At 67.1% G+C, this 20,363-nt stretch carries 17 protein-coding genes and 2 pseudogenes; 15 read left to right on the top strand and 4 right to left on the bottom strand.

Translation table 11 applies throughout. The features are described from left to right. The first annotated feature begins 53 nt into the window (after window positions 1-53). From A39O_RS41335 to A39O_RS39460, 6 genes and pseudogenes are all read left to right on the top strand, one after another. The gene (locus A39O_RS41335) at window positions 54-200 is read left to right on the top strand and encodes a hypothetical protein (RefSeq protein ID WP_157640454.1); all 147 of its coding nucleotides are present in this window, start codon (window positions 54-56) and stop codon (window positions 198-200) included. Beyond that, the gene (locus A39O_RS37215; protein WP_020507866.1) at window positions 197-592 is read left to right on the top strand and encodes a trypco2 family protein; all 396 of its coding nucleotides are present in this window, start codon (window positions 197-199) and stop codon (window positions 590-592) included. The genes A39O_RS41335 and A39O_RS37215 overlap by 4 nt, the downstream gene beginning before the upstream one ends. 44 nt (window positions 593-636) lie before the next feature. After that, entirely contained in the window at window positions 637-2,244 is a 1,608-nt protein-coding gene (locus A39O_RS0127445; RefSeq protein ID WP_020507867.1) for a CHAT domain-containing protein, read from the top strand. Between the two features lie 2 nt (window positions 2,245-2,246). Beyond that, window positions 2,247-2,582 (top strand): hypothetical protein, encoded by a 336-nt coding sequence (locus A39O_RS42995; protein WP_020507868.1) that lies wholly within the window; start codon window positions 2,247-2,249, stop codon window positions 2,580-2,582. Then, window positions 2,518-2,682 (top strand): annotated as a pseudogene (locus A39O_RS43725) (formylglycine-generating enzyme family protein); the annotation flags it as partial. The gene A39O_RS42995 and the pseudogene A39O_RS43725, both read left to right, overlap by 65 nt. A 535-nt stretch (window positions 2,683-3,217) precedes the next feature. Continuing rightward, a pseudogene (locus tag A39O_RS39460) lies at window positions 3,218-3,454 on the top strand (formylglycine-generating enzyme family protein); the annotation flags it as partial. Here A39O_RS39460 and A39O_RS0127460 read toward each other — a convergent pair. The 4 genes from A39O_RS0127460 to A39O_RS41340 all read right to left on the bottom strand — a co-directional run bounded on the left by A39O_RS0127460 (window position 3,434) and on the right by A39O_RS41340 (window position 5,894). After that, complete coding sequence (locus A39O_RS0127460; protein ID WP_020507870.1) at window positions 3,434-3,676, bottom strand: hypothetical protein; 243 nt, start codon at window positions 3,674-3,676, stop codon at window positions 3,434-3,436. The pseudogene A39O_RS39460 and the gene A39O_RS0127460 sit on opposite strands and share 21 nt — an antisense overlap. Next, window positions 3,673-4,266, bottom strand: coding sequence for an HNH endonuclease (locus A39O_RS0127465; protein ID WP_211211745.1), 594 nt, complete (start codon window positions 4,264-4,266; stop codon window positions 3,673-3,675). Before A39O_RS0127465 ends, A39O_RS0127460 begins: the two co-directional genes overlap by 4 nt. Before the next feature lie 147 nt (window positions 4,267-4,413). Next, window positions 4,414-5,745 carry an AAA family ATPase gene (locus A39O_RS0127470; RefSeq protein WP_020507872.1) on the bottom strand — a complete coding sequence of 444 codons (1,332 nt, stop codon included), beginning with the start codon at window positions 5,743-5,745 and terminating at the stop codon, window positions 4,414-4,416. Further along, on the bottom strand, window positions 5,727-5,894 hold the full coding sequence (locus A39O_RS41340) for a hypothetical protein (RefSeq protein ID WP_157640455.1): 168 nt from the start codon (window positions 5,892-5,894) through the stop codon (window positions 5,727-5,729). Before A39O_RS41340 ends, A39O_RS0127470 begins: the two co-directional genes overlap by 19 nt. Before the next feature lie 550 nt (window positions 5,895-6,444). Between A39O_RS41340 and A39O_RS41940 the strand changes: the two genes are divergently transcribed. The 9 genes from A39O_RS41940 to A39O_RS0127520 all read left to right on the top strand — a co-directional run bounded on the left by A39O_RS41940 (window position 6,445) and on the right by A39O_RS0127520 (window position 20,176). Further along, window positions 6,445-6,909: a hypothetical protein gene (locus A39O_RS41940; RefSeq protein WP_020507873.1), complete on the top strand. Its 465-nt coding sequence runs from the start codon at window positions 6,445-6,447 to the stop codon at window positions 6,907-6,909. A 13-nt stretch (window positions 6,910-6,922) separates the two neighbouring features. Further along, complete coding sequence (locus A39O_RS0127485) at window positions 6,923-8,932, top strand: caspase family protein (RefSeq protein WP_020507874.1); 2,010 nt, start codon at window positions 6,923-6,925, stop codon at window positions 8,930-8,932. A 10-nt stretch (window positions 8,933-8,942) separates the two neighbouring features. After that, entirely contained in the window at window positions 8,943-9,983 is a 1,041-nt protein-coding gene (locus A39O_RS0127490; protein WP_020507875.1) for an AAA family ATPase, read from the top strand. A gap of 19 nt (window positions 9,984-10,002) precedes the next feature. After that, entirely contained in the window at window positions 10,003-14,856 is a 4,854-nt protein-coding gene (locus A39O_RS0127495) for a pilus assembly protein PilP (protein ID WP_020507876.1), read from the top strand. A gap of 144 nt (window positions 14,857-15,000) precedes the next feature. Further along, entirely contained in the window at window positions 15,001-15,168 is a 168-nt protein-coding gene (locus tag A39O_RS41345; protein ID WP_020507877.1) for a hypothetical protein, read from the top strand. Between the two features lie 206 nt (window positions 15,169-15,374). Further along, the gene (locus tag A39O_RS39465; RefSeq protein ID WP_020507878.1) at window positions 15,375-16,358 is read left to right on the top strand and encodes a hypothetical protein; all 984 of its coding nucleotides are present in this window, start codon (window positions 15,375-15,377) and stop codon (window positions 16,356-16,358) included. Window positions 16,359-16,386: 28 nt separating this feature from the next. Next, window positions 16,387-17,133 (top strand): YdcF family protein, encoded by a 747-nt coding sequence (locus A39O_RS35475; protein WP_020507879.1) that lies wholly within the window; start codon window positions 16,387-16,389, stop codon window positions 17,131-17,133. Window positions 17,134-17,625: 492 nt separating this feature from the next. Beyond that, on the top strand, window positions 17,626-18,702 hold the full coding sequence (locus A39O_RS35480; RefSeq protein WP_020507880.1) for a peptidase C39 family protein: 1,077 nt from the start codon (window positions 17,626-17,628) through the stop codon (window positions 18,700-18,702). Next, window positions 18,695-20,176 (top strand): RimK family alpha-L-glutamate ligase, encoded by a 1,482-nt coding sequence (locus A39O_RS0127520; protein ID WP_020507881.1) that lies wholly within the window; start codon window positions 18,695-18,697, stop codon window positions 20,174-20,176. Before A39O_RS35480 ends, A39O_RS0127520 begins: the two co-directional genes overlap by 8 nt. Window positions 20,177-20,363 lie beyond the last annotated feature (187 nt).

The raw sequence follows: 20,363 nt of genomic DNA on the forward strand, positions 1-20,363 counted from the left end.
CACGTGGCAGACATTCCGGATCTGAGCCAAGCCGGTGCGGCGGATACGCCCGTTTGAGCGCAATTCGCCACCAGTGTCCGTTCCTCACCGCATCCTACGGGCTCCACGCGCGCATCGGCTGCGCGTATCATAACGAACTGTCGCCGTTGCGCGGCATCGGTACCGATGGCATTCCCGTGTCCCTTGAGGAGGAGCGATGAGCGAGCAACTGGAGCTGATTTCGTTGGCGGATCTGATCGAGCAGATCAAGACCGATCTCCTGACCAAGGGTGCCGGAAACAACCCGGCATTTTTTATCGATGGGGTGGAGATCGCGGCCCAAGTCGTCGCCCGGCGCGAAAAAGCCGAGGGGGGCAAGGCCGGCCTAGGGATCAGTCTGGCGGTGCTCGGACTGCGGGCCGACGCCGGGGTCGACACCAAGACCACGCTGGGCAGCCAATTGACTCAGACGGTCACGATCAAGCTGTCCCCGCTGCTGAGCAAAGAGGAATACCTCGCCCAGCTCGGTGACGCCGAGCGGGAGCGGGTGACGCAGACGGCCGCCAAGGCAGTGGCCCGCGGGACCCGCGGTGGATCCGGCAACCCGGTTTGAACCGCCCGCGCAGGGCGCCGGGCGCAGCGTGCCGGGGGTGAGGGATGGACGCATCTGAGCTTCGCATCGCGCTGGCACTGGAGCCTGAATCCTGGACGCTGACACTACGAGCCAACGGCGTCTTCGGCGAGGCCGACCCTCCTCCCATTGCGCTACCCTTCACGTCCAAGGATCTCGATCTGTTCGAGCGCGCCCTGGATCTGAACGGCGGCACCGCTTTGAAACGCACCTTCAGCTTGGATGAGATCGCGCGGCTCGCCGAACTCAAGCTCCTGCGGCGCGCGCCGGCGCCACTCGCGGATGCGGACTTGTGTGGCCACGACATCCACCGGGAGCAGTTGCGGGCTAAGGTGCGCGGCTGGCTCGCCAGCATCCTGCTGGAGCCGCTGGCGTCCGAGGTCAACCAGCATTTCGCTGCCCTGCGCACCGCCCGTCCCGGCGTGCGGCCGATCCTTTACCTGCGCCTGGAGTTCCGCCCCGACCGCGACCTGCCGCTGCTGCGCCTGCCCTGGGAACTGCTGCACCAGCACCGTCTGACCAATGGCGACGTTCACGTCGGCCGCTATCTGCGCTACGAGGCGGCGCCGGGGCGGCTCGATCCGGCCCCCAAGCTGCACCTGTTGGTCCTGGAGAGCGATCCGGCCGACGACGTCCTCCCGCACTTGCGTCTGCAAGAGCGCGAGCGGATCGTTGATGGACTCAAGGGGACCCAGCTCGAAGGGCGATTCGAGGTCAGCCCCGTCGTTCCCGCGGGCTATCGAGCGGCGCAGAAGGCACTCCATGCCCTGCGCGACCAGCCCGCGATCTTTCATTTTGCCTGCCACGGGGATTTCGGCTGGCGCTGCGAGCACTGCCGCAAGCTCGCCAACACACGCGACGGCAACCCCTGCGGCGAGCCGGATTGCGGCTTTCAGCGCCACGGGGTGCCGATGGGATTCCTCGCCTTCACCGACCCTGACACGGTCCGAGCCGATTGGGTGAGTATTGATGGCCTGCGCAACCTGCTCAAACGGGCCGACGTGCGCCTCGTGGTGCTCAACGCCTGCAAATCGGCTGCCGGCCGGGGTGGGGCCGACGTGTTCAACGGGCTGGCTCAACAGTTGATGGACCTGGTCCCGGCCGTGATCGCCACCCCCTTCCCGCTGGAAACCCGGGCGGCCGAAGAGTTCGCCGGCCTGCTCTACCAAGGTCTGGGAGAGGGTCTGCCGCTGGTGGAGGCCCTGCATCAGGTGCAGCAGGCCATGGCCGAGCCCTGCCCGGACGAATGGTACCGGCCCGTGCTCTATCTGCGCTCAAGGCAAGGGGACGGGGGGCGGCTGCTGGAGACCGAAGTGGCCGAGTCGATTCCGGCGGCGACCGATCATGCGACCGAGCATGTGCAATCCGGTGCCCTGACCGCCGAGCAGGCGGCCGTCGGCAGCAGCACCGGAATCCCGGTCCGCAACGCACCGACTGGCTCCGGCCAGGGCGAAGACCGGGCCGGGCCTGTCCTCGCGTCCGGCCCCGCGCCCCTGCGCCCCTGCGCCCCGGCAGCCGCTGTTCGGACCCCGAAACCCAGTCGCTCGCGGATGCACTGGACGCCGTCTATCTGGAAGAAGAGCAGCTCGCCTGCACGGGGGCGGACACCGTCGAGGTCCGCGCCCGTATCCTGACGTTGAAGCGGCGCATCCGCGAGGGCGGCCGGCTGCGGATCGGCGACTTCCTGCTGCACGGGCGCTACAAGCTCGTCACCGCGCTCGGCCGCGGCGGCTTCGCGACCATCTACCAGGCCTTCGACACCCGCGCGCGCCGGCTGGTTGCGGTCAAGGTTCTGCACGGCCAACACGGCGACGACAAGAGTCGGGTGCAGCGCTTCTTTCGCGGCGCCCGCAAGATGGCCGAATTGCGCCTGGCTGAGCAGCGAGACCGGTCAGACTTATGGTCTGCTGAGCGAGGCGCAGTGGGAGCACGCCTGCCGGGCGGGGAGCGATACGCGCTACTGCTTTGGTGATGACGAGGCGCAACTCGGCGACTATGCCTGGTACAGCCGCAACGCGGGCGAAGGCACCCATCCGGTCGGCGAGAAGCACGGCAATGCCTGGGGGCTGCACGACCTGCACGGCAATGTGTGGGAGTGGTGTCGGGACTGGTACTCGGGTGACTACTACCAGTCGTTCGTAGGGTCCGCTGTGCGGACCGGCGCCCCCGAGGAAAGCGCAGCGCATGGTCCGCACAGCGAACCCTACAGCGACTCGCAGTCCACTCACACTACGGCGAGTGGCGTTGCAGTGGCCGCGAGCAGCGGCGAGCAGCCACTGGCAACGGATCCCAGTGGCCCCAAGACGGGCTCCGACCGGGTTGTGCGGGGCGGCGCCTGGGACGACGCCGCCGACTATTGCCGTGCGGCGTTCCGCCACGGGTTCGCGCCGTCCGACCGCGACAACGGCCTCGGCTTTCGCCTTTCGAGGACTGGCCCTTTACGCTCTTACCCTTTTACCCTTGTCCCGCGGGAGCCGAAGCAGGAACCAAAGCCCGAGCCAATCCCCAACCTGCGCGACCCGCTCCCTGACGGGATCCAAGGCCCGGTGATGGTCTGGCTTCCGGGCGGCACCTTCACCATGGGCCAGGACGACAGTCCCCACGAGGACGATAAGCCCCCCCCACCCGGTGCGCGTCAGCGCCTTCTCCATCGGCCAGTATCCGGTGACCTTCGCCGAGTACGACGGCTTCTGCGCGGCGGCCGGTCGCGCGCAGCCGCAGGATCGGGGTTGGGGTCGCGATCGACAGCCGGCCATCAACGTCAGTTGGGACGACGCCCAGGCGTACTGTGCGGTGAGGAACGAACCGCACCAGCCCCCTCATTCAGCATTCAGCTCCATCTGAAGTGGCGTCGGCCGCGGTCTGGCCGCTGAGGGCGTTCTTGAGTTTCAGATCGACGACCGGAATGCCGGTGACCGACAGCACGATATCTAGGGACTGCTCGGTCCTGGGACTGAAATTGAGATAGCGGGTAAGCCCCAGTCGATTGGCCTGATAGCGCGCCTCCAGGTCAGGGTTCAGACCATGCGTTAGCCGGAAGAAGGCGGCCTCCGAAGTTGTTTTCATATCTTGCCCCCGCCCGCCAAGGCATCCGGATTCGGTGCGGGTGAGACTGGTCTCGCGTCGGTCATCCCGAAACAGCCGCTCTCACCCGTTCCTGGAAAGGTGTCGATCAGGCGCCGACGCATGTCCGCATCGTCGTCGAAAACCGCCATCCAGATACTGAAAAAGCCACTGGCGCTTGCCAACCGTGCTGCCATGTGTCTGATGACCTGATTCGTTGGATGGGCATCAATGGCGCTTTTCGCATATATCGCTTCAAGCCAGGTTTCCATGCGCTGCCGCATGCGATCCAGGGCCACCTGCTTGCCATTTTGATCCGGTGTGTCAGCAGCGGCCTTGTCAAGACCGGTCAAGGCAAGGGTCTCCACGACCATCTGCGCCAGACCAGCCGCGCGCGCTGTCGGCGAAGGTGCGATCGTACCATCAGGCTGGTAGATCAGGGCGGCGAAGGTGTTGTCGCGATCAGGCAGCAACACCTGCGCGAGCCGCACGTCTTTATCTTTCTTCGTAGCATTACAATTGACGCAGGAGAGTAGAAAGTTGTCCCAGCGGCCGATCAGCTGGGCATAGGCCGGCAGCCCTTTCGGCTGCACATGCTCGACCGCCAGGTTGGTCGGTACCCGCCGCTCGCAGAAACTGCAATAGGGTCCCAGCCTTGATACCAGCTCAGGCTTTGCGTCTGCGTAATCGATGAAGTCATTGAGGCGTGGCGAGGGTCCACGGCGGATCGGGCGCATGGCTTACTCCCCTAATGTTGCCGCCCGCTTCAGTTCCAGAAATGCCTGGAACGCCGGGTTGTCGGCATAGGGCGCAATCGACTCCGCCAGCCGCTGTTTGAACGCCTCCAGGCGTTGGGGTGGGCTGGCGGTGCCCTGTTCGAGCAGTTCGAGATAACGTCGGGCAGCCCCCTTCATCTCTTCATAGCGCTGACTGACCTGCGGATTGGCGACCCCCTGAATGCCCTGAGCGATCTCGTCAATCGATCGATTGGCGACCTCGGCGGTCGGCTGGCCGTCGAGCATGATAAGCTCCTCACCGCTGCGCAGTGACTGAATCAGGAACGGCGAATGGGTGGTACAGATAAACTGGATACCTGGAAAGGTCCGCCGCAGGTCTTCGATGACATGCCGTTGCCAGCGCGGATGCAGATGCAGATCGAGTTCATCGATCAGGACAACCCCTGCCGTTTGTTCCAGTGTCTTGCCCCCGAACTGAGGATTGAGCTTGGCGGCCTTCTGGGCGATATCCCCAACCATCGCCAGCATGCAGCGTTGGCCGTCGCTGAGGTTGGAGAAAGGCTGGACACCGCCGCCTGAAAACTCGACGACCACCTCGCCCAGTTTGGCATCGAAATAAAGATGCTCGGCATCCTCGACACAGGCCAGTATGGCCTCTCGAACCGCCCGAAACACGGGCGCATCCCGCTGCTGCTGCTGAAAGGCGATCCATGACTGACGCGCGATCCAGCGTGTGAGTTGGCTGACGGACAGACGCGGATCGACGCTGTTCAAGTAGCCTGACAGACGGGATTGTTGCTCTTTGTCAGCCACCTTCAGCGGGTCGGTCACCTGAAATGATTCGCGGGGTTCCTGCCACAGCCGCCCGGTTCCGTAATAGGAGAGCAGCGGCAGAGGGCTGTCTTCGCCGTCGCGGATTCTCCGGTCAGTTTCGGTCGCGAGCCGCTTAATCGCCCCTGCCTCACCGTAGGTGGTGCGTCCGTTCGGGGTGTTCAGTGAACGTGACCAGTTGATTTCTCCTCCCTGCACCCGTCCATGAGCCTTGACTTCACAGGGGTAGATCCGTTCCCACTGCACGCTGAAGTGGCGCTGGCCTTCGTCATCGATCTCCTCGTGTTCGAAGTCTCCCAGCAATACCTCGGTGGACCGAATTGACCTGCTGTCCGTCCCACGCATTCCCAGGAACCAACTGCCGATGGCCACGGACAGGGCATCGAGCGCGCTGGTCTTACCGGTGCCGTTGGTACCGACGATCAGGTTGAATTCGGGATGGAACATGAAGTCACGTGCCGCAAAGCCCTTGAAGTTGCGAACGCTCAGTCGGTCGATGCGCATGAGGGCACTCCGGTTTGAATTGCCACTTCGGTGATAGGTATCGCGCTGGTGACGGCGGTGGTGATCAGGGCGGCGCGGCGTTCGGCAAGCAGCGACAGGTCCGCGTGGTTCCTGGCCGGGACCTGGTGGGCAGGGTGGACCTTGCCCATGCCCTATCATTGCCGGAGCTGCGACAGCTGCGCCGCCGTGAACATCGGGTCTTGAGGGGGCTAGTGTACTCGGCATCGCACCGCCGACGGGAAGCGGGGGCTGCACCCGGCCGGTGCGGCAGGGTGCAAGCGGGGGAGGGCGCAGGCAATGCGCCGGGGGCCTTGGTCATGGGTCTGTCCTGCTGCGGCTCCGGCCGGCTGGAGTCCAAGGCTTCAGCCTTGGATCGGCGAGCCAAGGCGAACATAGTCGTTCTTGGGGTCGAGCAGCTCGCACATCACAACGGTCCGGCGGCGTGGGTCAAGTGGCGAGCATAGCACCGTCGCTGACCCGCAGGGCACCGACCGCCGTCGCGGTCGGCGCGCCTGTTGCGTCATCGGCCTGGCCAAGACACGCCTGCCACCGGTCGTCCCCGCCGTCGCGCTTGAGGTGGTCGCACCGTGGGGCGGGTCTGCGAACTCCCGATCGGCGTTTGGCTTCGGCCGGTAGGCGTGTGCCCGTGATATCCTCAACAGCCGTGATTGGTAAGCCATGGCTGGGGGACGACCGAAGATGAGCACCGCGCAACCGACCGTACTCAAAGTCTATCTGGACTTACCGCCGCAACTGCAGCGGGTGCTGCGCACCCCGGTGACGGAGGTGCTGCGCGGCCAGGGTCTCGAACTGCCGCCGGGCATCGGCATCGGCGAAGAGGCACTGCCGGCCGCCCCGAACGGGGTGCGCGACCGGGATTGGGGGACGGTCATCAGCGCCGCGCCGGAATTGGTGCTGGCCTTGGGCACGGCGACTTCCATGGTCATCCTCGCACTCTCGCAGTTCTTGCGGGACCGGGAGCGTGCCCCGCGCGTGCTCGAGGTCTGCGAGGTGCTGGAGGTCACCGGCCCTGATGGTCTCGTGCAGCGGGTCGTGGTCCGGAACCCGGTGCTGGTCGAGCCCGGACCCGAGCTGCAGGTCGCGCTGGACGCCCACCTCAAGACGGGGCAGGGGCTCCTGGTGCGCTTCAAAGCCGACGCCTGAGGCCCGCTCACCCATGTCCAGCAAGGCACTGCTGCTCGGACGCAACGGCGGCGACCTTCAATGGTGCTACCGGGGCGATGCGCCCGGCGCCGACGCCGACGGGTTGGGCGAGTGTGACGTGCGCAAGCTGCGCGAGGCACTGGCGCGGCACCGCTATGAACCCATCGTGATCGGGGCGGCCGAGAGCCTGGGTGACATCATCAATCGTCTGAACCAAACGGCGCGTCGCTGCGCGGGCGGCGACACCCTCGTCTTCTATTTCAGCGGACACGCCAGGTTCTTAAGGGGCGACCTAAGCCTGGTCCTCGGATCGACTGACAATCGTCCGGATACCCTATCCGCCCGGTATGTGATCGACACCCTGCTGAATGAATCCCCCGCCAGCAGCAAGCTGCTGATCCTCGATTGCTGCTATGCCGGTGAGGCGGCCCGCGCCTGGCACCCGGGGGTCTTTGAGAATCTCCGTATCCTGGCCGCGGTCGATCCGGACCACCCCGCCAAGGAGCACCCGCAAATTGGTGGTCTCTTCACCCACTGTCTGTGCCAGGCACTCACCGAGCCAGGAAACTGGTGCGGCGGCGAGGCCGGCCTGATCGACTCCGAGGGCCGGATCTGGTCGGACCGTCTCTCCCGCTGGCTCAGACCCGAGGTGGAGCGCCTGGCGGGTCATCTCGGATTGGACGTCGCCCGGCCCATCGAATACGGCGGCTCCGACCTCCAGCGTGTCTGCATCGCTCAGGTCGCCCCCCAGGACCGTCCGCGCCCCCAGAGCGCCCGCTTTCACCGCGACGAATTGGAGTCCCTGCTGACGCGGCCCGGCGCCGACCTGCCACGGTTGCGCGGCCTGTTTCACACCCTGCTCGACAAAATCGATCCACCCTATCGCCACTTGCGCCCGGCGGACGGGTGCGACATCCCGGCCCTCATCGACTATCTCGCCGCCATGTCGATCCGGGCCGATGCCAATATCCCCGCCGCCTTGTTCGAGTTCGCCTTGCTGGCGTCGCGGGAGGTCCCGGACGGCAAGCCCATTGCGGACTGGGTCGACGCGCGCGTCGCCGAGCATGTGCAATCCGGTGCCCTGACCGCCGAGCAAGCGGCGGCCGTCGGTCACAGCGCCGGGATTCCCGTCCGTGACGCCCCCGCCCATCTCCTGCTGGTGCCGGGGAGCCCGGAGGGTAACGGCCGCTTCGTCGCCGGCGGTGCCTGGCTCGCCGAGCCGGGTCGGCCGGTGCCGCTCTGCGTCGACCAACCCGATGGCCTGATCGATCGCGCCGGGATCAGCGCCCTCGCCGGGCGGGCGCTCGCGCACCAGGGGGTCGACGGCCTGGTGCAGCGCCAAGGCCGGCTGATCCTGGAACTCTTTCTGCCCGGCCCGCTGCTGACTGCCGACCTGGATGAGCTGCTGCCCGCCCCGGCCGCCGGGGACACCCCGATCCATTACCACCACCCGTTGGTGCTGCGGACCTGGGAGCGCGTCGCGCCCCCACCAGGGCGGCGCTGGTTCACCGGCTGGACCGCCGCTTGGGGCCGCTGCCAGGGGTGCCGCGAGGCGGCTCGAGCCCCGTCCTGCGCCATCGGACTGGTCCAGGACCCGGCCCGTGAGCGGGACTATGCCGGGCGCCTGCGCCAAGGCCAGTGCCTGTTCGTCTGGTTCGCCCCCGTCGGGCAGGACCCCGCGGCCGCCGGTCAGGCGCACCCCGCCGCGCCCCACCCCGACCTCAGTCGCGCCTTGGACCAGGGGGTATCCCTGCTCCTGTGGTCCGACGAGTCCATCGCCCACCTGTTCCCGGACGGCCGACCGGACCCCGCTGCGGCCGACCGGCCCCTGGACGCCTGGATCGATCGCGTGTGGCAACTGCGCCAGGAGGCCTGGGCGCGCAGCGACACGGCCAACCCCGGCCGCGCCCATACCGGCCGGCTGCACCTGTTGTGGGACGACCCCGGCCGCCGGCCGCCGCCGCTGGAATCGGTGACCGATGCCCCGCTTGCCCAGAGCCCTTACGATCTGTTCTCCACCTGAGGTCCCCGCCATGGCCGACGACCAGACCCCCGCCACCGACCCGCAACCCTGGTGGATCTACCGCGGCACCGGTGAGCCCGCGCCCGGGGCCGTGCCCACCCAAGCCGTCATCGACCACCTGGACCCGGCTCAGGCGCCGAACTGGCGCCAATTCGGCAAGGAGACCAAACGGGAGCGGGGCGCTGACTTCGAGCCGGACCGCGAGGTCATTCACCGGGTCAACGCCGCCCTGCTGCTGCGCCGGCCGCTCTTGGTCACCGGCCCGCCCGGTACCGGCAAGACCTCGCTCACTTACGCCATCGCCTATGAGTTGGGGCTCGGCGAGGTTCTGCGCTGGTCCATCACCAGCCGTACCGCACTGCACGACGGGCTCTATCACTACGACGCCATCGCCCGGCTCCAGGACACCCCTCAATTTGGTGACCGGCAGGGCCAGCGGCCGTCCATTGGCGACTATCTCAAGCTCGGCCCCCTTGGCACCGCCTTCGCCGGCCAACAGGTCGAGGGCCGCTACTACCCGCGGGTGCTCCTGATCGACGAGATCGACAAGAGCGACATCGACCTGCCCAATGATCTGCTGCATATCTTCGAGGAGGGCGAGTTCGAGATCCCCGAACTCAAGCGCGACGCGGCCCCGGTCCACCAGGTCGCCCCCTGGGACGACGGCGCAGAGGTTGCGATCGAACGCGGACTGATGCCCTGCCGCGCCTTCCCGGTCGTCGTCATGACCAGCAACGGCGAGCGCGAGTTTCCGCCCGCCTTCCTGCGCCGTTGTCTCCAGTTGCGCCTGCAACGGCCGGACCGCGCGAAGCTGCGGCGCATCGTCTATGCGCGGCTCAAGCCCGATGCGGACCTCGCGGACCGGATCGAGGACCTGCTGACCCTCTTCTGCGAGCGCGCCCGCACCAAGGATTTGGCCGCGGACCAGTTGCTCAATGCCGTTTATCTCGTGATGCAGCGGGTGGATCTGTTGGAAGGCACCCAGCCACTGGCCGACCGCGAGCGGCTGATGGAGGCCCTGTTCAAGTCACTGGACGGGGACCAGCCGTGATTCCGCGCGCAGGTGACCGGTGACTTCGAGCGCCTTCGATCGCCTGGTCCTGGGCCTGACCGGCGCCGGACTCGACCCGACCCGCGACGAGCTGGCCGATGCGCTGTGGCTGGGCGCCCATCTCGCGCGGGTGGAGCGGTGTACCGTGGCCGCCGCGGGCGCCTCGCCGCCCGCACCCGCGCCGCCGCGGGACGACCGGCGGCCGACCGAGACCCCGCCGCCCCCACCGACATCGGGCGAACCGCCGCCGGCGGAGCCCCAGGCCGAACTCTATGCGCGGCGCCCCCCGGCGCGGGAGCCGGCCGCGGGGCCGCCGGATACGCCCGCGACCGGTCCGGCGACCGGCCCCGCTGCCGGCGAGACCAGGGTGCCCGGCGCCCCGGCCCTCCCGGACGCCTTGCTGCTCGGCCGCGCCCTGCGCCCGCTGCTGCGGCGCGTCCCCTCCCGCATCCAATGGACACTGGACGCACCGGCCACGGTGGAGCGCATCGCCGAGCAGCGGCTGTGGATCCCGGTCTTCCGGCCCCGGCAGGAACGCTGGCTGAGCCTCGCACTGGTGGTCGACGACCACAGCTCCATGCGGGTGTGGGAGCCCGCCATCGCCGAGCTGCGCCGGCTGCTGGAGCGTCACGGCGCCTTCGCCGATGTGCGTCTGTGGCGCCTCACCGCCGCCGACGGACCGGACCAGTCCGCTGCCGGACCCGCGCCCGCCGTCGTCCTGCGCGACGAGCGCGGCCATGCCTGCCGCCGTCCCGGCGAACTGCACGACGCCGCCGGACGCCGCGCTATCTGGGTGCTCACCGACTGCATCGCCCCCTACTGGCGCCACAACGACCGGCTGCTCGATCTGCTGCACCGCTGGGGCGCCGGCAACCCGCTGGCCCTGGTCCAGCTGCTGCCGCGCCGGCTGTGGAGTCGGACCATCCTGCGCACCGCACCCCTGGTGCGTCTGAGTGCCGGCCGGCCCGGCCTGCCCACCGCGGCACTCGCGGGCGCCGCCTGCGCCCGCGGCACCTTGTCCCTGCCGGTTCTGACCCTGGATCCGGCCGCCCTTGCCGACTGGGCGGCGGTTACCGCCGGGCGGCCCCGCGTCAGCACGCTGGGGGTCGCGCTCGACGCGCTCTGGACTGCCCCCGCCGCGCCCGCGCCCAGCCCCCGGCCCGAGGAAGCGCGGGCGCGCCTCAGCGCATTCCAGGGCGAGGCCTCGCCGCAGGCTCAGCAGCTCGCGGCCGTCTTCTGCACCATCCCGCTCACCCTGCCCATCATGCGCCTTGCCCAGCAGACGCTGGCGTCCGCGACCCGGCTCACCCACCTCGCCGAGGTCCTGCTGTCCGGGCTCATCGGCCGCGCCGACCGCGACCTGGAAGCGGGACGCCGCGCGTCCGACCCGCTGCAAGTGCCGTTCGACTTCCTCCCCGGCGTGCGCGAGGCCCTCCTGCGCGACCTGCCCGAACCCCAGGTCGAAGCCTGGGCGCGGCAGATGGCCCAGACCGTCGAGCAGCGTCTGGGCCAGGGCCATGAGTTTCTCGCCCTGTACCGTGATCCACGGGGGGACCCCCAGGCCGCTGCCGGCCACCGGATCGACGATCGGGCCATCCCCTTCGTGCGGATGCGCATCGCCGTCCTGCGCCGGCTCGGCGGGACCTATGGTGAATGGGCGGACGCGTTCAGCGGAGTCGTCGAGCGGTGGGAGCGGGGGAGGGTGGAGCCCGAGCCGGCTGTCGATGAGCCGGACCGGGAGCGGGCGCCGGATGGTCCCACCCCGTTCCGCGACCCTTTCACGGATGGTTCGGGTGAGGCCCCCGAGATGATCTGGCTCCCCGGCGGCACCTTCCGCATGGGCAGCCCCGCGGGCGTCGGTGTCGAAAACGAGCAGCCGGCCCATGACGTGACCTTGAGCCACTATGCGGTCGGCAAGTACCCGGTCACGGTCGGGGAGTTTCGGCGGTTCTGTGCGGCGACCGGCTACCGCACGGAGGCGGAACTGGGGGGCGGGGCCTCGGTGCGGGACAAAGGGAAGTGGGGCACCAAAGAGGATGCGAGTTGGGAAAACCCTTATTTCGCGCAGGACGACCGCCACCCGGTGGTCTGCATCAGTTGGAGTGATGCCCAAGCCTATTGCGACTGGCTGAGCCGGGAGACTGGGCAGACTTATGGTCTGCTGAGCGAGGCCCAGTGGGAACACGCCTGCCGGGCGGGCAGCGTGACGCGCTACTGCTTCGGCGACGATGAGGGTCAACTGGGGGACTACGCCTGGTATAACCGCAACGCGGACGATGGGACCCATCCGGTCGGCGAGAAGCGCGGCAATGCCTGGGGGCTGCACGACCTGCACGGCAATGTGTGGGAGTGGTGTCGGGACTGGTACTCGGGCGACTACTACCAGCAGTTCGTAGGGTCCGCTGTGCGGACCGACGCCCCCGAGGTGACCGCGGCGCACGGTCCGCACAGCGGACCCTACGGCGCCTCGCAGTCCACTCGCACTACGGCGAGTGGCGCTGCAGTGGCCGCGAGCAGCGGCGAGCAGTCACTGGCAACGGATCCCAGTGGCCCCGAGACGGGCTCCAGCCGGGTGATGCGCGGCGGCTCCTGGCTCGACACCGCCGACCTCTGCCGCTCGGCGTACCGCGACAGGCGCGGGCCGTCCTACCGCTACTACTCCCTCGGTTTCCGCCTTTCGAGGACTGGCCCTTTACACTCTTACCCTTTTACCCTTGTCCCGCGGGAGCCGGAGCCGGAACCAAAGCCCGACCCCATCCCAAACCTGCGCGATCCGCTCCCTGACGGGACCCAAGGCCCGGCGATGGTCTGGCTGCCGGGCGGCACCTTCACCATGGGTCAGGACGACAGTCCCTACGACGACGAAAAGCCCGCCCACCCGGTGCGGGTCGGCGCCTTTTCCATCGGCCAGTACCCGGTGACCTTCGCCGAGTACGACCGTTTCTGCGCGGCGATGGGCCGCGAGACGCCGCAGGATCAGGGTTGGGGTCGCGATCGACAACCGGCCATCAACGTCAGTTGGGACGAAGCCCAGGCGTACTGTGTCTGGCTGAGCGGGGAGACTGGCGAGACCTACCGCCTCGCCACCGAGGCCGAATGGGAATATGCCTGCCGTGCGGGCAGCCAAACCCGTTGGTCGTACGGCGACGAGGAGTCGCGGCTCGGCGACTACGCCTGGTTTTCCAAGAACTCCGGACGCAAGACCCACCCGGTTGGCGAGAAGCTCCCCAACGCCTGGCACCTGCATGACATGCACGGCAATGTCTGGGAGTGGTGCCAAGACTGGTATTCGGACGACGCCTATAGTCAGCATATAGGGTCCAGTTCGCAAACGACGGGCGCGGAAGACACGACTTCGGTCACTCCGCAGCGTGGACCCTCTAACCTGTCTATAGATCCGTATCGAAAAAAAGAGGAGTTGGAGACGATCAACCTCGATCAGCTCCAATTGATTGGAATTGAGGCGAAAGACGATATCGCCTGGGGCCTAATGCGTACGCTGAAGGGCGATGTGCATCGGGTGCGCGTAGGTAACTACATGGGTCTAAATAACGGGCAAATTACGCTGATCACCGAAAAATCCATCACGCTCACCGAAGCCGTTCTGGACAAGACACGCGGATGGATCGAGCGGCAGGCCACCATTCAGGTCGTGCAGTCGGGTACTTCCCGTGTTATGCGTGGTGGTGCGTGGGATCGCAGCGGCGATATCTGCCGCTCCGCCTACCGTGGTTTTCGGATGCCATCGGGTCGTAACCAATTCCTCGGTTTCCGAGTATCGAGGAGTGGTCCGTGGGCTGCTATTCCCCCAAGCCAGGGTACAGAGCGCTTTCGATCGGAACCCCCGAGATGGACGAGGCATTCGCCCTGCGCGGAAGCGCCTCCGCAGCCGTCGGATCCGCCCGCCAAGCGCAGCTTCGCGCCCTATGAGGTCTTCCGCGATCCGCTGGAGATCTCGGGCCAAGACGGCGCCACGGCGGTGACCGCGGCCCCGGAGATGGTCTATCTCCCCGGCGGGACCTTCCAGATGGGCGACGAACAAGGCGGCAGCGACGAACGGCCGGTCCATCCGGTTAGCGTTCCCGCCTTCGCCATGGGGCGCACCCCGGTGACTTGGGGTGAGTACCTGCGCTTTTGCGAGGCGACCGACAGCCACTGGCCGGAATGGTTGAAGAAGGGCAGCCAGTACCACTTGGAAACCGGCAAAGACGACTATTACGCGAAGCGCGGCATCGGCCGCGAGGCGCTGGACCTGCCCGTGGTCGGCATCGGCTGGGAGGACGCCCGCGCCTACTGTGAGTGGCTGAGCGCCCACACTGACGAGCGCTACGCCCTGCCCACCGAGGCGCAGTGGGAATATGCCTGCCGTGCCGGGACCGCGACCCGCTGGTGTTGCGGAGACGACGCCGCCGGGATGGCCGACTACGCCTGGTTCACCGAGAACGCGGGCGGCCGACTCCATTCGGTCGGGCAGAAACGGGCCAACCTCTCGGGGTTGTACGATATGCACGGCAACGTGTGGGAGTGGTGTGCGGACTGGTACGCGCCGGGCTATTACCGGCACCTCACGCTGCGAGCAACCGCGGGCAGCAGCGCCGAGCAGGCGGCGCGTAGTGGCCAGCAGCGCGCGAGTGGCCAGCGACACGCCGCCAGTGCGCCCGCAATCGATGCCAGTGACGCTGCAACGGATGCTAGTGGCGTGCAGCAGCCTGCCAGTGAGAGACCGAGTGGCCCCAAGTCGGGCTCCGTCCGGGTTGTCCGGGGCGGCGCCTGGGACGGCACCGCCGACAACTGTCGTTCGGCGTACCGCAGCGGCAGGCGCCCGTCCAATCGCCTCTGCTACCTCGGTTTCCGCCTTGCAAGGATCGTATAGCTTGGCACTCTTACCCTCTTACCCTCTTACCCTGGTCCGCGTCGGGATGCCTGGCGCCGCTCCAATGCAGCATCGCGCCGCAGTCCCCGGCATGGGCAGCCGCGGGGCCTGCGCATCGGTGCATATCACCCTGAGGTCGCTCTGATGCTGATCCGGGTTTTCACCCTGGCCTTCGAGCCGATGACCGGGCGTTTCAACGACGACCCGGTGCGGGACTTCGTCGCCGACACAGACGAGGCATCGATCCGCGACCATGTTTTCCTTAGGCTATTTCCGAAGAACTTGGTACCACGCGGGCTCAACCGCCGGTAACGGGTGTGATCAGCACTGATGGGGCCGGGCCTCTCGGTAGGATGGGCAGAGCGAGAGCGATGCCCATCCTCAAGCGTCGCGGTGGCCGGATGGGCATCGCTCTCGCTCCGCCCATCCTACGTGCATCTGCGACAACATCACCTTGGATCGCACCCGCCGGTGGCCGGGGCGACGCGACTCCGGGGGTGGTGCGGTATGCTGGGCGCATGCGTGATCTCACCCCCTGGCATCGACTCTTCGGCATCGCCTTGACCGACCTGTTCACCGGTCGGCCGTGGCGCGTCGAGCTGGAGAAAGAGCTGGCGCTCAAAAGCCAACGGCTGGATGTGCTGATCATCGAACGGCTGCCCGGCGCGGCGGCAGTCACCGATGCAGCGGCCTTGGCGGACCTCCCCGACGGGTTGGAGAACCTCACCGCCCACAATGTGCTCAGCTTTAAATCCAAACAGGAAGCGCTGGATGGCTGGGCGATGGAAGAACTGATCGGCCACTACGTCACCTATCGCAAACTCGCCTCCATCCAAGCGCTCAGCGGCCTGCCCGCGGCCGAGCCGCCCGCCGACCTGATACCGGCGCCCGCCGCCGAGCGGCTGCTGCCGGAGGCGGCCTTTCGCCTCTATGCGGTCGCCACCCGCCATCCCACCAAACTGTTCGGTCAACTGGCGCCGGGTGCCCGGCACCGCACGGCCTGGCCAGGTGTGTACGATCTCGACTGGGGCAGTCGCTGCATCCGCCTGATCGTTCTGCACGCCCTGGCCAAGCACCCGCGCAACGCCCCGTGGGAACTGTTCGCCAGCCAACTGGATCGAATCCGCTATGGATTGGCGCACTATCGGCCACGCAACCCAACGGCAAACCTGCTGCGTTTTCATCTGGCGAACATCCATCAACTGGAGCTGCCCGACATGGCTTATACGCTCGACGACTTCAAACTTGACACCTATCGGATGCTCATCGACGATTTTCACGCGCTCAGCCTGGAAGAGCGCCAGGCCCTGCTGGAACGGATGGATGTCGCGGACCGTTTACGTGGGTTGGATGCTGAGGAGCGTTTGCGTGGGTTGGACACTGAGGAGATCTTGCGCAGGTTAGACCCTGAGGAGCGTTTACGCGGGTTGGACCCTGAGGAGATCTTGGGCATGTTAGACCCCGAACAGGTCAAAGCCTGGCTTCAGCGTACGGGGCATTGACGGGGTTTGATGGCCTTGGTGGTGTTCGATGATGTTTTCCAAGCTGGTGATCGCGGCGGTTTCCCCGTTGGGGACGGCCTTGGTGCTGGGGGTGCTGGCCTGGTTGTCCGGCCTCTTTGGCAACCGGCGCTTGGCGCTGGCGCTCGGTGGCGCGGCCTTGGTGTGGCTGTGGGTGTGGTCGTTGCCGGTACCCAGCAACTGGCTGAGGGGACACCTCGAGGCGGCGTATCCGGTGGTGCCGCTGCACGCGGTACCGAGTGCGCCGGCGCTGGTGGTGTTGGGCGGCGGGATCAGTCCGCCCCAACGACCGGATGACCCGCCGGATCTCGGTGCGGCGGCCGATCGGATCTGGTACGCCGCGCGTCTTTACCACGCCGGCAAGGCGCCGCTGCTGGTGTTGAGCGGCGGTGGTGATCCTGCCGTTAGCCTGACGTCGGAGGCCGCGGCCATGCGCGGGCTGTTGAGTGCGCTCGGGGTGCCGGAGCGCGCGATGGTGCTGGAAGAGCAGAGCCGGAATACGCGGGAAAACGCGCGCTTTTCCGTCGCCCTGTTGCGCGAACGCGGCATTGGCTCGATGGTGTTGGTGACCTCGGCGCTGCACATGCGGCGCGCCCTGGGCTTGTTTGCGGCCGAAGGGATGCAGGTCTTTCCGGCCGCGACGGACCATGAAGCGCGTCGACCCGCGGCATGGCAGATGTGGTTACCCGACACCGGTGCGCTCGACGGCAGTGGGCGGGCCATGAAGGAGTGGGTGGGGTCTTGGTCGGGTCGCTGAGTGTAGCCGGAACAATGCATCCGCCTCCGTAGGAGCCCGCTTGCGGGCGACGTGACCTGCCGGAATCGCGTCATTGTGCCCCCACCCGTCGCCCGCAAGCGGGCTCCTACGGGCCGGTTTCGCAGGGTGAATCAGCGCGGCGCATCCACCATCAGCCGCGCCGTCGGCACACTATCGGCCGCGGTCGCCCGGATTTGGAATTGCTGGTGCAAGCGGTTGATATCAAGAGAAAAAGCGTCTAAGGTGTTACACTTCGCGCAACTTTTTCGGTCAACCGTTATCCGGCACCGCCGACCGTCTTGAAGGCAAAAGAAAATCCGGCCTGATCCGGTCGATGGTGTTCCGCCAATCGCCGTCGCCCGCTACCCGGACTCAAGCCAGTGCCCACCCCATCCGCCCATGTTCCACAGGGTACCGAACCCGCCGGCGCGTCCGCCCAGGCCGGGCCGACGCCGCGTATCCGCCAGGCCAAGGTAGAGGATCTGCGCCCTGGTGCAGTTGGAGAACGCCTGTTTCGATAGCGACCGCCTGACCCGCCGCCAGTTCCGTTACATGCTGACGCGCGGCCATGCGCATACCCTGGCAGCCGAGGACGCCGATGGCGCCCTCCTGGGTTATGTGCTGGTGTTGCTCAGCCGCGGGACTTCGGTGGCGCGACTCTATTCGATCGCGGTGGGGCGCGAGGCGCGCGGCCGGGGCGTGGCGCGAGCGCTGGTGGCCGCGGCGGAAGCAGTGGTCTGGCGCGCGGAACGCGCCTATATGCGACTGGAGATCCGACGCGACAATCTGGCCTCGCAGGCTTTGTTCGAGGGCGCCGGCTACCGCCGGTTCGGGGTCCTGAGCGATTATTACGAGGACCATATGGAGGCCCTGCGTTATGAGAAGACGCTGGCCCCGGACCTCAAGCCCGAGCTTCAGCGCGTGCCTTTCTACGAGCAGACGCTGGAGTTCACCTGCGGCTCCTCCTGCCTGATGATGGCGATGCACGCCCTGAGCCCCGAGTTGGTGCTGGACCGCACGCTGGAGCTGCGCATCTGGCGGGAGGCGACCACCATCTTCATGACCTCGGGTCACGGCGGCTGCGGTCCCTTCGGTCTGGCCCTGGCGGCGCAGCGGCGCGGTTTCGCGGTGGAGGTCTTCATCAACGATCCGGGCGTCCCCCTGGTGGACTCGGTGCGCAGTCCGGACAAGAAAGAGGTCATGCGCCTGGTCCATGAGGATATGCAGCAAGAAGTGACCCGACTCGGCATTCCGGTCCACTATCGAACCCTGTCGCTCGACGCCCTGGCCGCGCGCTTCGACGCCGGGGCCGTCCCCATGGTGCTGATTTCTTCCTATCGCATCTATCAGGAAAAATTCCCGCATTGGGTGGTGGTGACCGGTTTCGATACCCACTTTGTTTATGTTCATGATCCCTTTGTCGACTACAAGAACGGAGAGAGCACCCTGGACTCGATCAACATGCCGATTCAGCGCGGCGAATTCAGTCGGATGAGCCGTTACGGCCGGGTCGGCCTGCAGGCGGTGGTTCTGGTGTCCCTGCCGGCCGGGACTCGCGCCGATGGCTGAGCATCTCTTGCTGGTCGAACAGGAGGCCGACTGGAAGCCCGCGTTTCCGCGCCTGCCGGTGGTCAGCGCCCGCGACTATCTGGCGGGCGGGGAACTGGCCCAGCGCAAGGATTTGCGGGTGATCAATCTGTGTCGCGGTTACCGCTACCTGTCGGTCGGCTACTATTGTTCGCTGCTGGCGGAGGCGCGCGGGCACAAGGTGATCCCGTCGGTGCGGACCATTCAGGAACTCTCCAGCCGCGAGATCTACAGTCTGGAGACCGAGGAGTTGGACGCGCTGGCGCAGCGTCTGCTGCGCCGCCGCAAGGCCAGTGCGCTCACCCCGACGGCCTATGAACTGACGATTTGTTTCGGTCACTGCGATGTGCCGAGCCTGGAACCCCTGGCGCGCCAGATCTTCGAGACCTTCCGCTGCCCCATCCTCAAGGTGGAGTTCAGACTGCAAGGCACCTGGCGCATCGGCGCCATCAAAGCCCTGCCGCTCACCGCCGTGCTGGAGGAGGGCGAGGCGTCGTTCTTCAGCGCCATGGAAGGCTATCTGACCCGGCGCTGGCACCGCCCGCGGGCGCGGCTCGCCTACCGCTATGACCTGGCGATGCTCCATGACCCGGCGGAGGAACTGCCGCCCTCCGACAAGAAGGCGCTGGCGCTGTTCGTGCGCGCGGGCAAGGCGCTGGGGGTCAACGTCGAGCTGATCCAGCGCAAGGACTACAGCAAGCTCGCCGAGTACGACGCGCTCTTCATCCGCGAGACCACCCGCATCGGTCACCACACCTTCCGCTTCGCCAAGAAGGCCGACAGCGAGGGCATGGTGGTGATCGACGACCCGGAGTCCATCCTGCGCTGCACCAACAAGGTGTATCTGGCCGAACTCTTGGCCGCCCACAAGGTGCCGCGCCCCAAGACGCTGGTGCTGCGCCGCGAGAACCTGATGGACGCGGCGACACAGATCGGCTATCCGGTGGTGCTGAAGATTCCCGAGGGGTCCTTCTCACGCGGGGTGTTCAAGGCGGCGGATCGGGCTGAACTCACCCGAATTGCCGGCCGGCTGTTCCGCGAATCGGACCTGATTCTCGCCCAGGAGTATCTCTACACGCCGTTCGACTGGCGGATCGGGGTGCTGGGCCGCAAGCCATTCTATTGCTGCAAATACCTGATGAGCGGCGATCACTGGCAGATCGTCAAACACGAGTCGGACGGCCGCCACACCGAGGGCGGCTTCGAGACCCTGAGCATCGCCGAGGCCCCGCCGGCCGTGGTGCGCATGGCGCTCAAGGCCGCCGACCTGATCGGCGACGGGCTCTATGGCGTGGATCTCAAGGAGACCCCCGACGGCCCGGTGGTCATCGAGGTCAACGACAACCCCAGCATGGATGCCGGGGTGGAGGACCTGGTCTTGGGCGAGGAGCTTTACCGGCGGCTGATCGGCGAGTTCGTCGAGCGGCTGGATCGGCGGCGGGCGGGGAAGAAGTAGGCGTTGGCCGTCCGGCCCGCCAGGCCGGCGGCTTCGCAGCAATTCCATATTTGGGCGGCATCGCGCGACCCTGAAAGGATTTTTGTCGTGAAAGTCGCGCAGCGGCCCTGTGGGAGCGGCGTCCCGCCGCGACGGGGCCCGGCGCGCAGCCGCGGCGTTCGAGGTCACCGCGGCACCGCATCGCGGC

Origin of the sequence: Lamprocystis purpurea DSM 4197 (genome assembly GCF_000379525.1) — a bacterium.
GTDB classification, from domain to species: Bacteria; Pseudomonadota; Gammaproteobacteria; order Chromatiales; family Chromatiaceae; genus Thiodictyon; species Thiodictyon purpureum.

Coding starts and splice junctions, on each gene's coding strand:
- A39O_RS0127485 (WP_020507874.1), top strand. CDS start 6,923: ATGTCCAGCAAGGCACTGCTGCTCGGACGCAACGGCGGCGACCTTCAA.
- A39O_RS0127445 (WP_020507867.1), top strand. CDS start 637: ATGGACGCATCTGAGCTTCGCATCGCGCTGGCACTGGAGCCTGAATCC.
- A39O_RS39465 (WP_020507878.1), top strand. CDS start 15,375: ATGCGTGATCTCACCCCCTGGCATCGACTCTTCGGCATCGCCTTGACC.
- A39O_RS0127520 (WP_020507881.1), top strand. CDS start 18,695: ATGGCTGAGCATCTCTTGCTGGTCGAACAGGAGGCCGACTGGAAGCCC.
- A39O_RS37215 (WP_020507866.1), top strand. CDS start 197: ATGAGCGAGCAACTGGAGCTGATTTCGTTGGCGGATCTGATCGAGCAG.
- A39O_RS0127490 (WP_020507875.1), top strand. CDS start 8,943: ATGGCCGACGACCAGACCCCCGCCACCGACCCGCAACCCTGGTGGATC.
- A39O_RS0127460 (WP_020507870.1), bottom strand. CDS start 3,676: ATGAAAACAACTTCGGAGGCCGCCTTCTTCCGGCTAACGCATGGTCTG.
- A39O_RS35475 (WP_020507879.1), top strand. CDS start 16,387: ATGATGTTTTCCAAGCTGGTGATCGCGGCGGTTTCCCCGTTGGGGACG.
- A39O_RS41345 (WP_020507877.1), top strand. CDS start 15,001: ATGCTGATCCGGGTTTTCACCCTGGCCTTCGAGCCGATGACCGGGCGT.
- A39O_RS41940 (WP_020507873.1), top strand. CDS start 6,445: ATGAGCACCGCGCAACCGACCGTACTCAAAGTCTATCTGGACTTACCG.
- A39O_RS0127470 (WP_020507872.1), bottom strand. CDS start 5,745: ATGCGCATCGACCGACTGAGCGTTCGCAACTTCAAGGGCTTTGCGGCA.
- A39O_RS41340 (WP_157640455.1), bottom strand. CDS start 5,894: ATGGGCAAGGTCCACCCTGCCCACCAGGTCCCGGCCAGGAACCACGCG.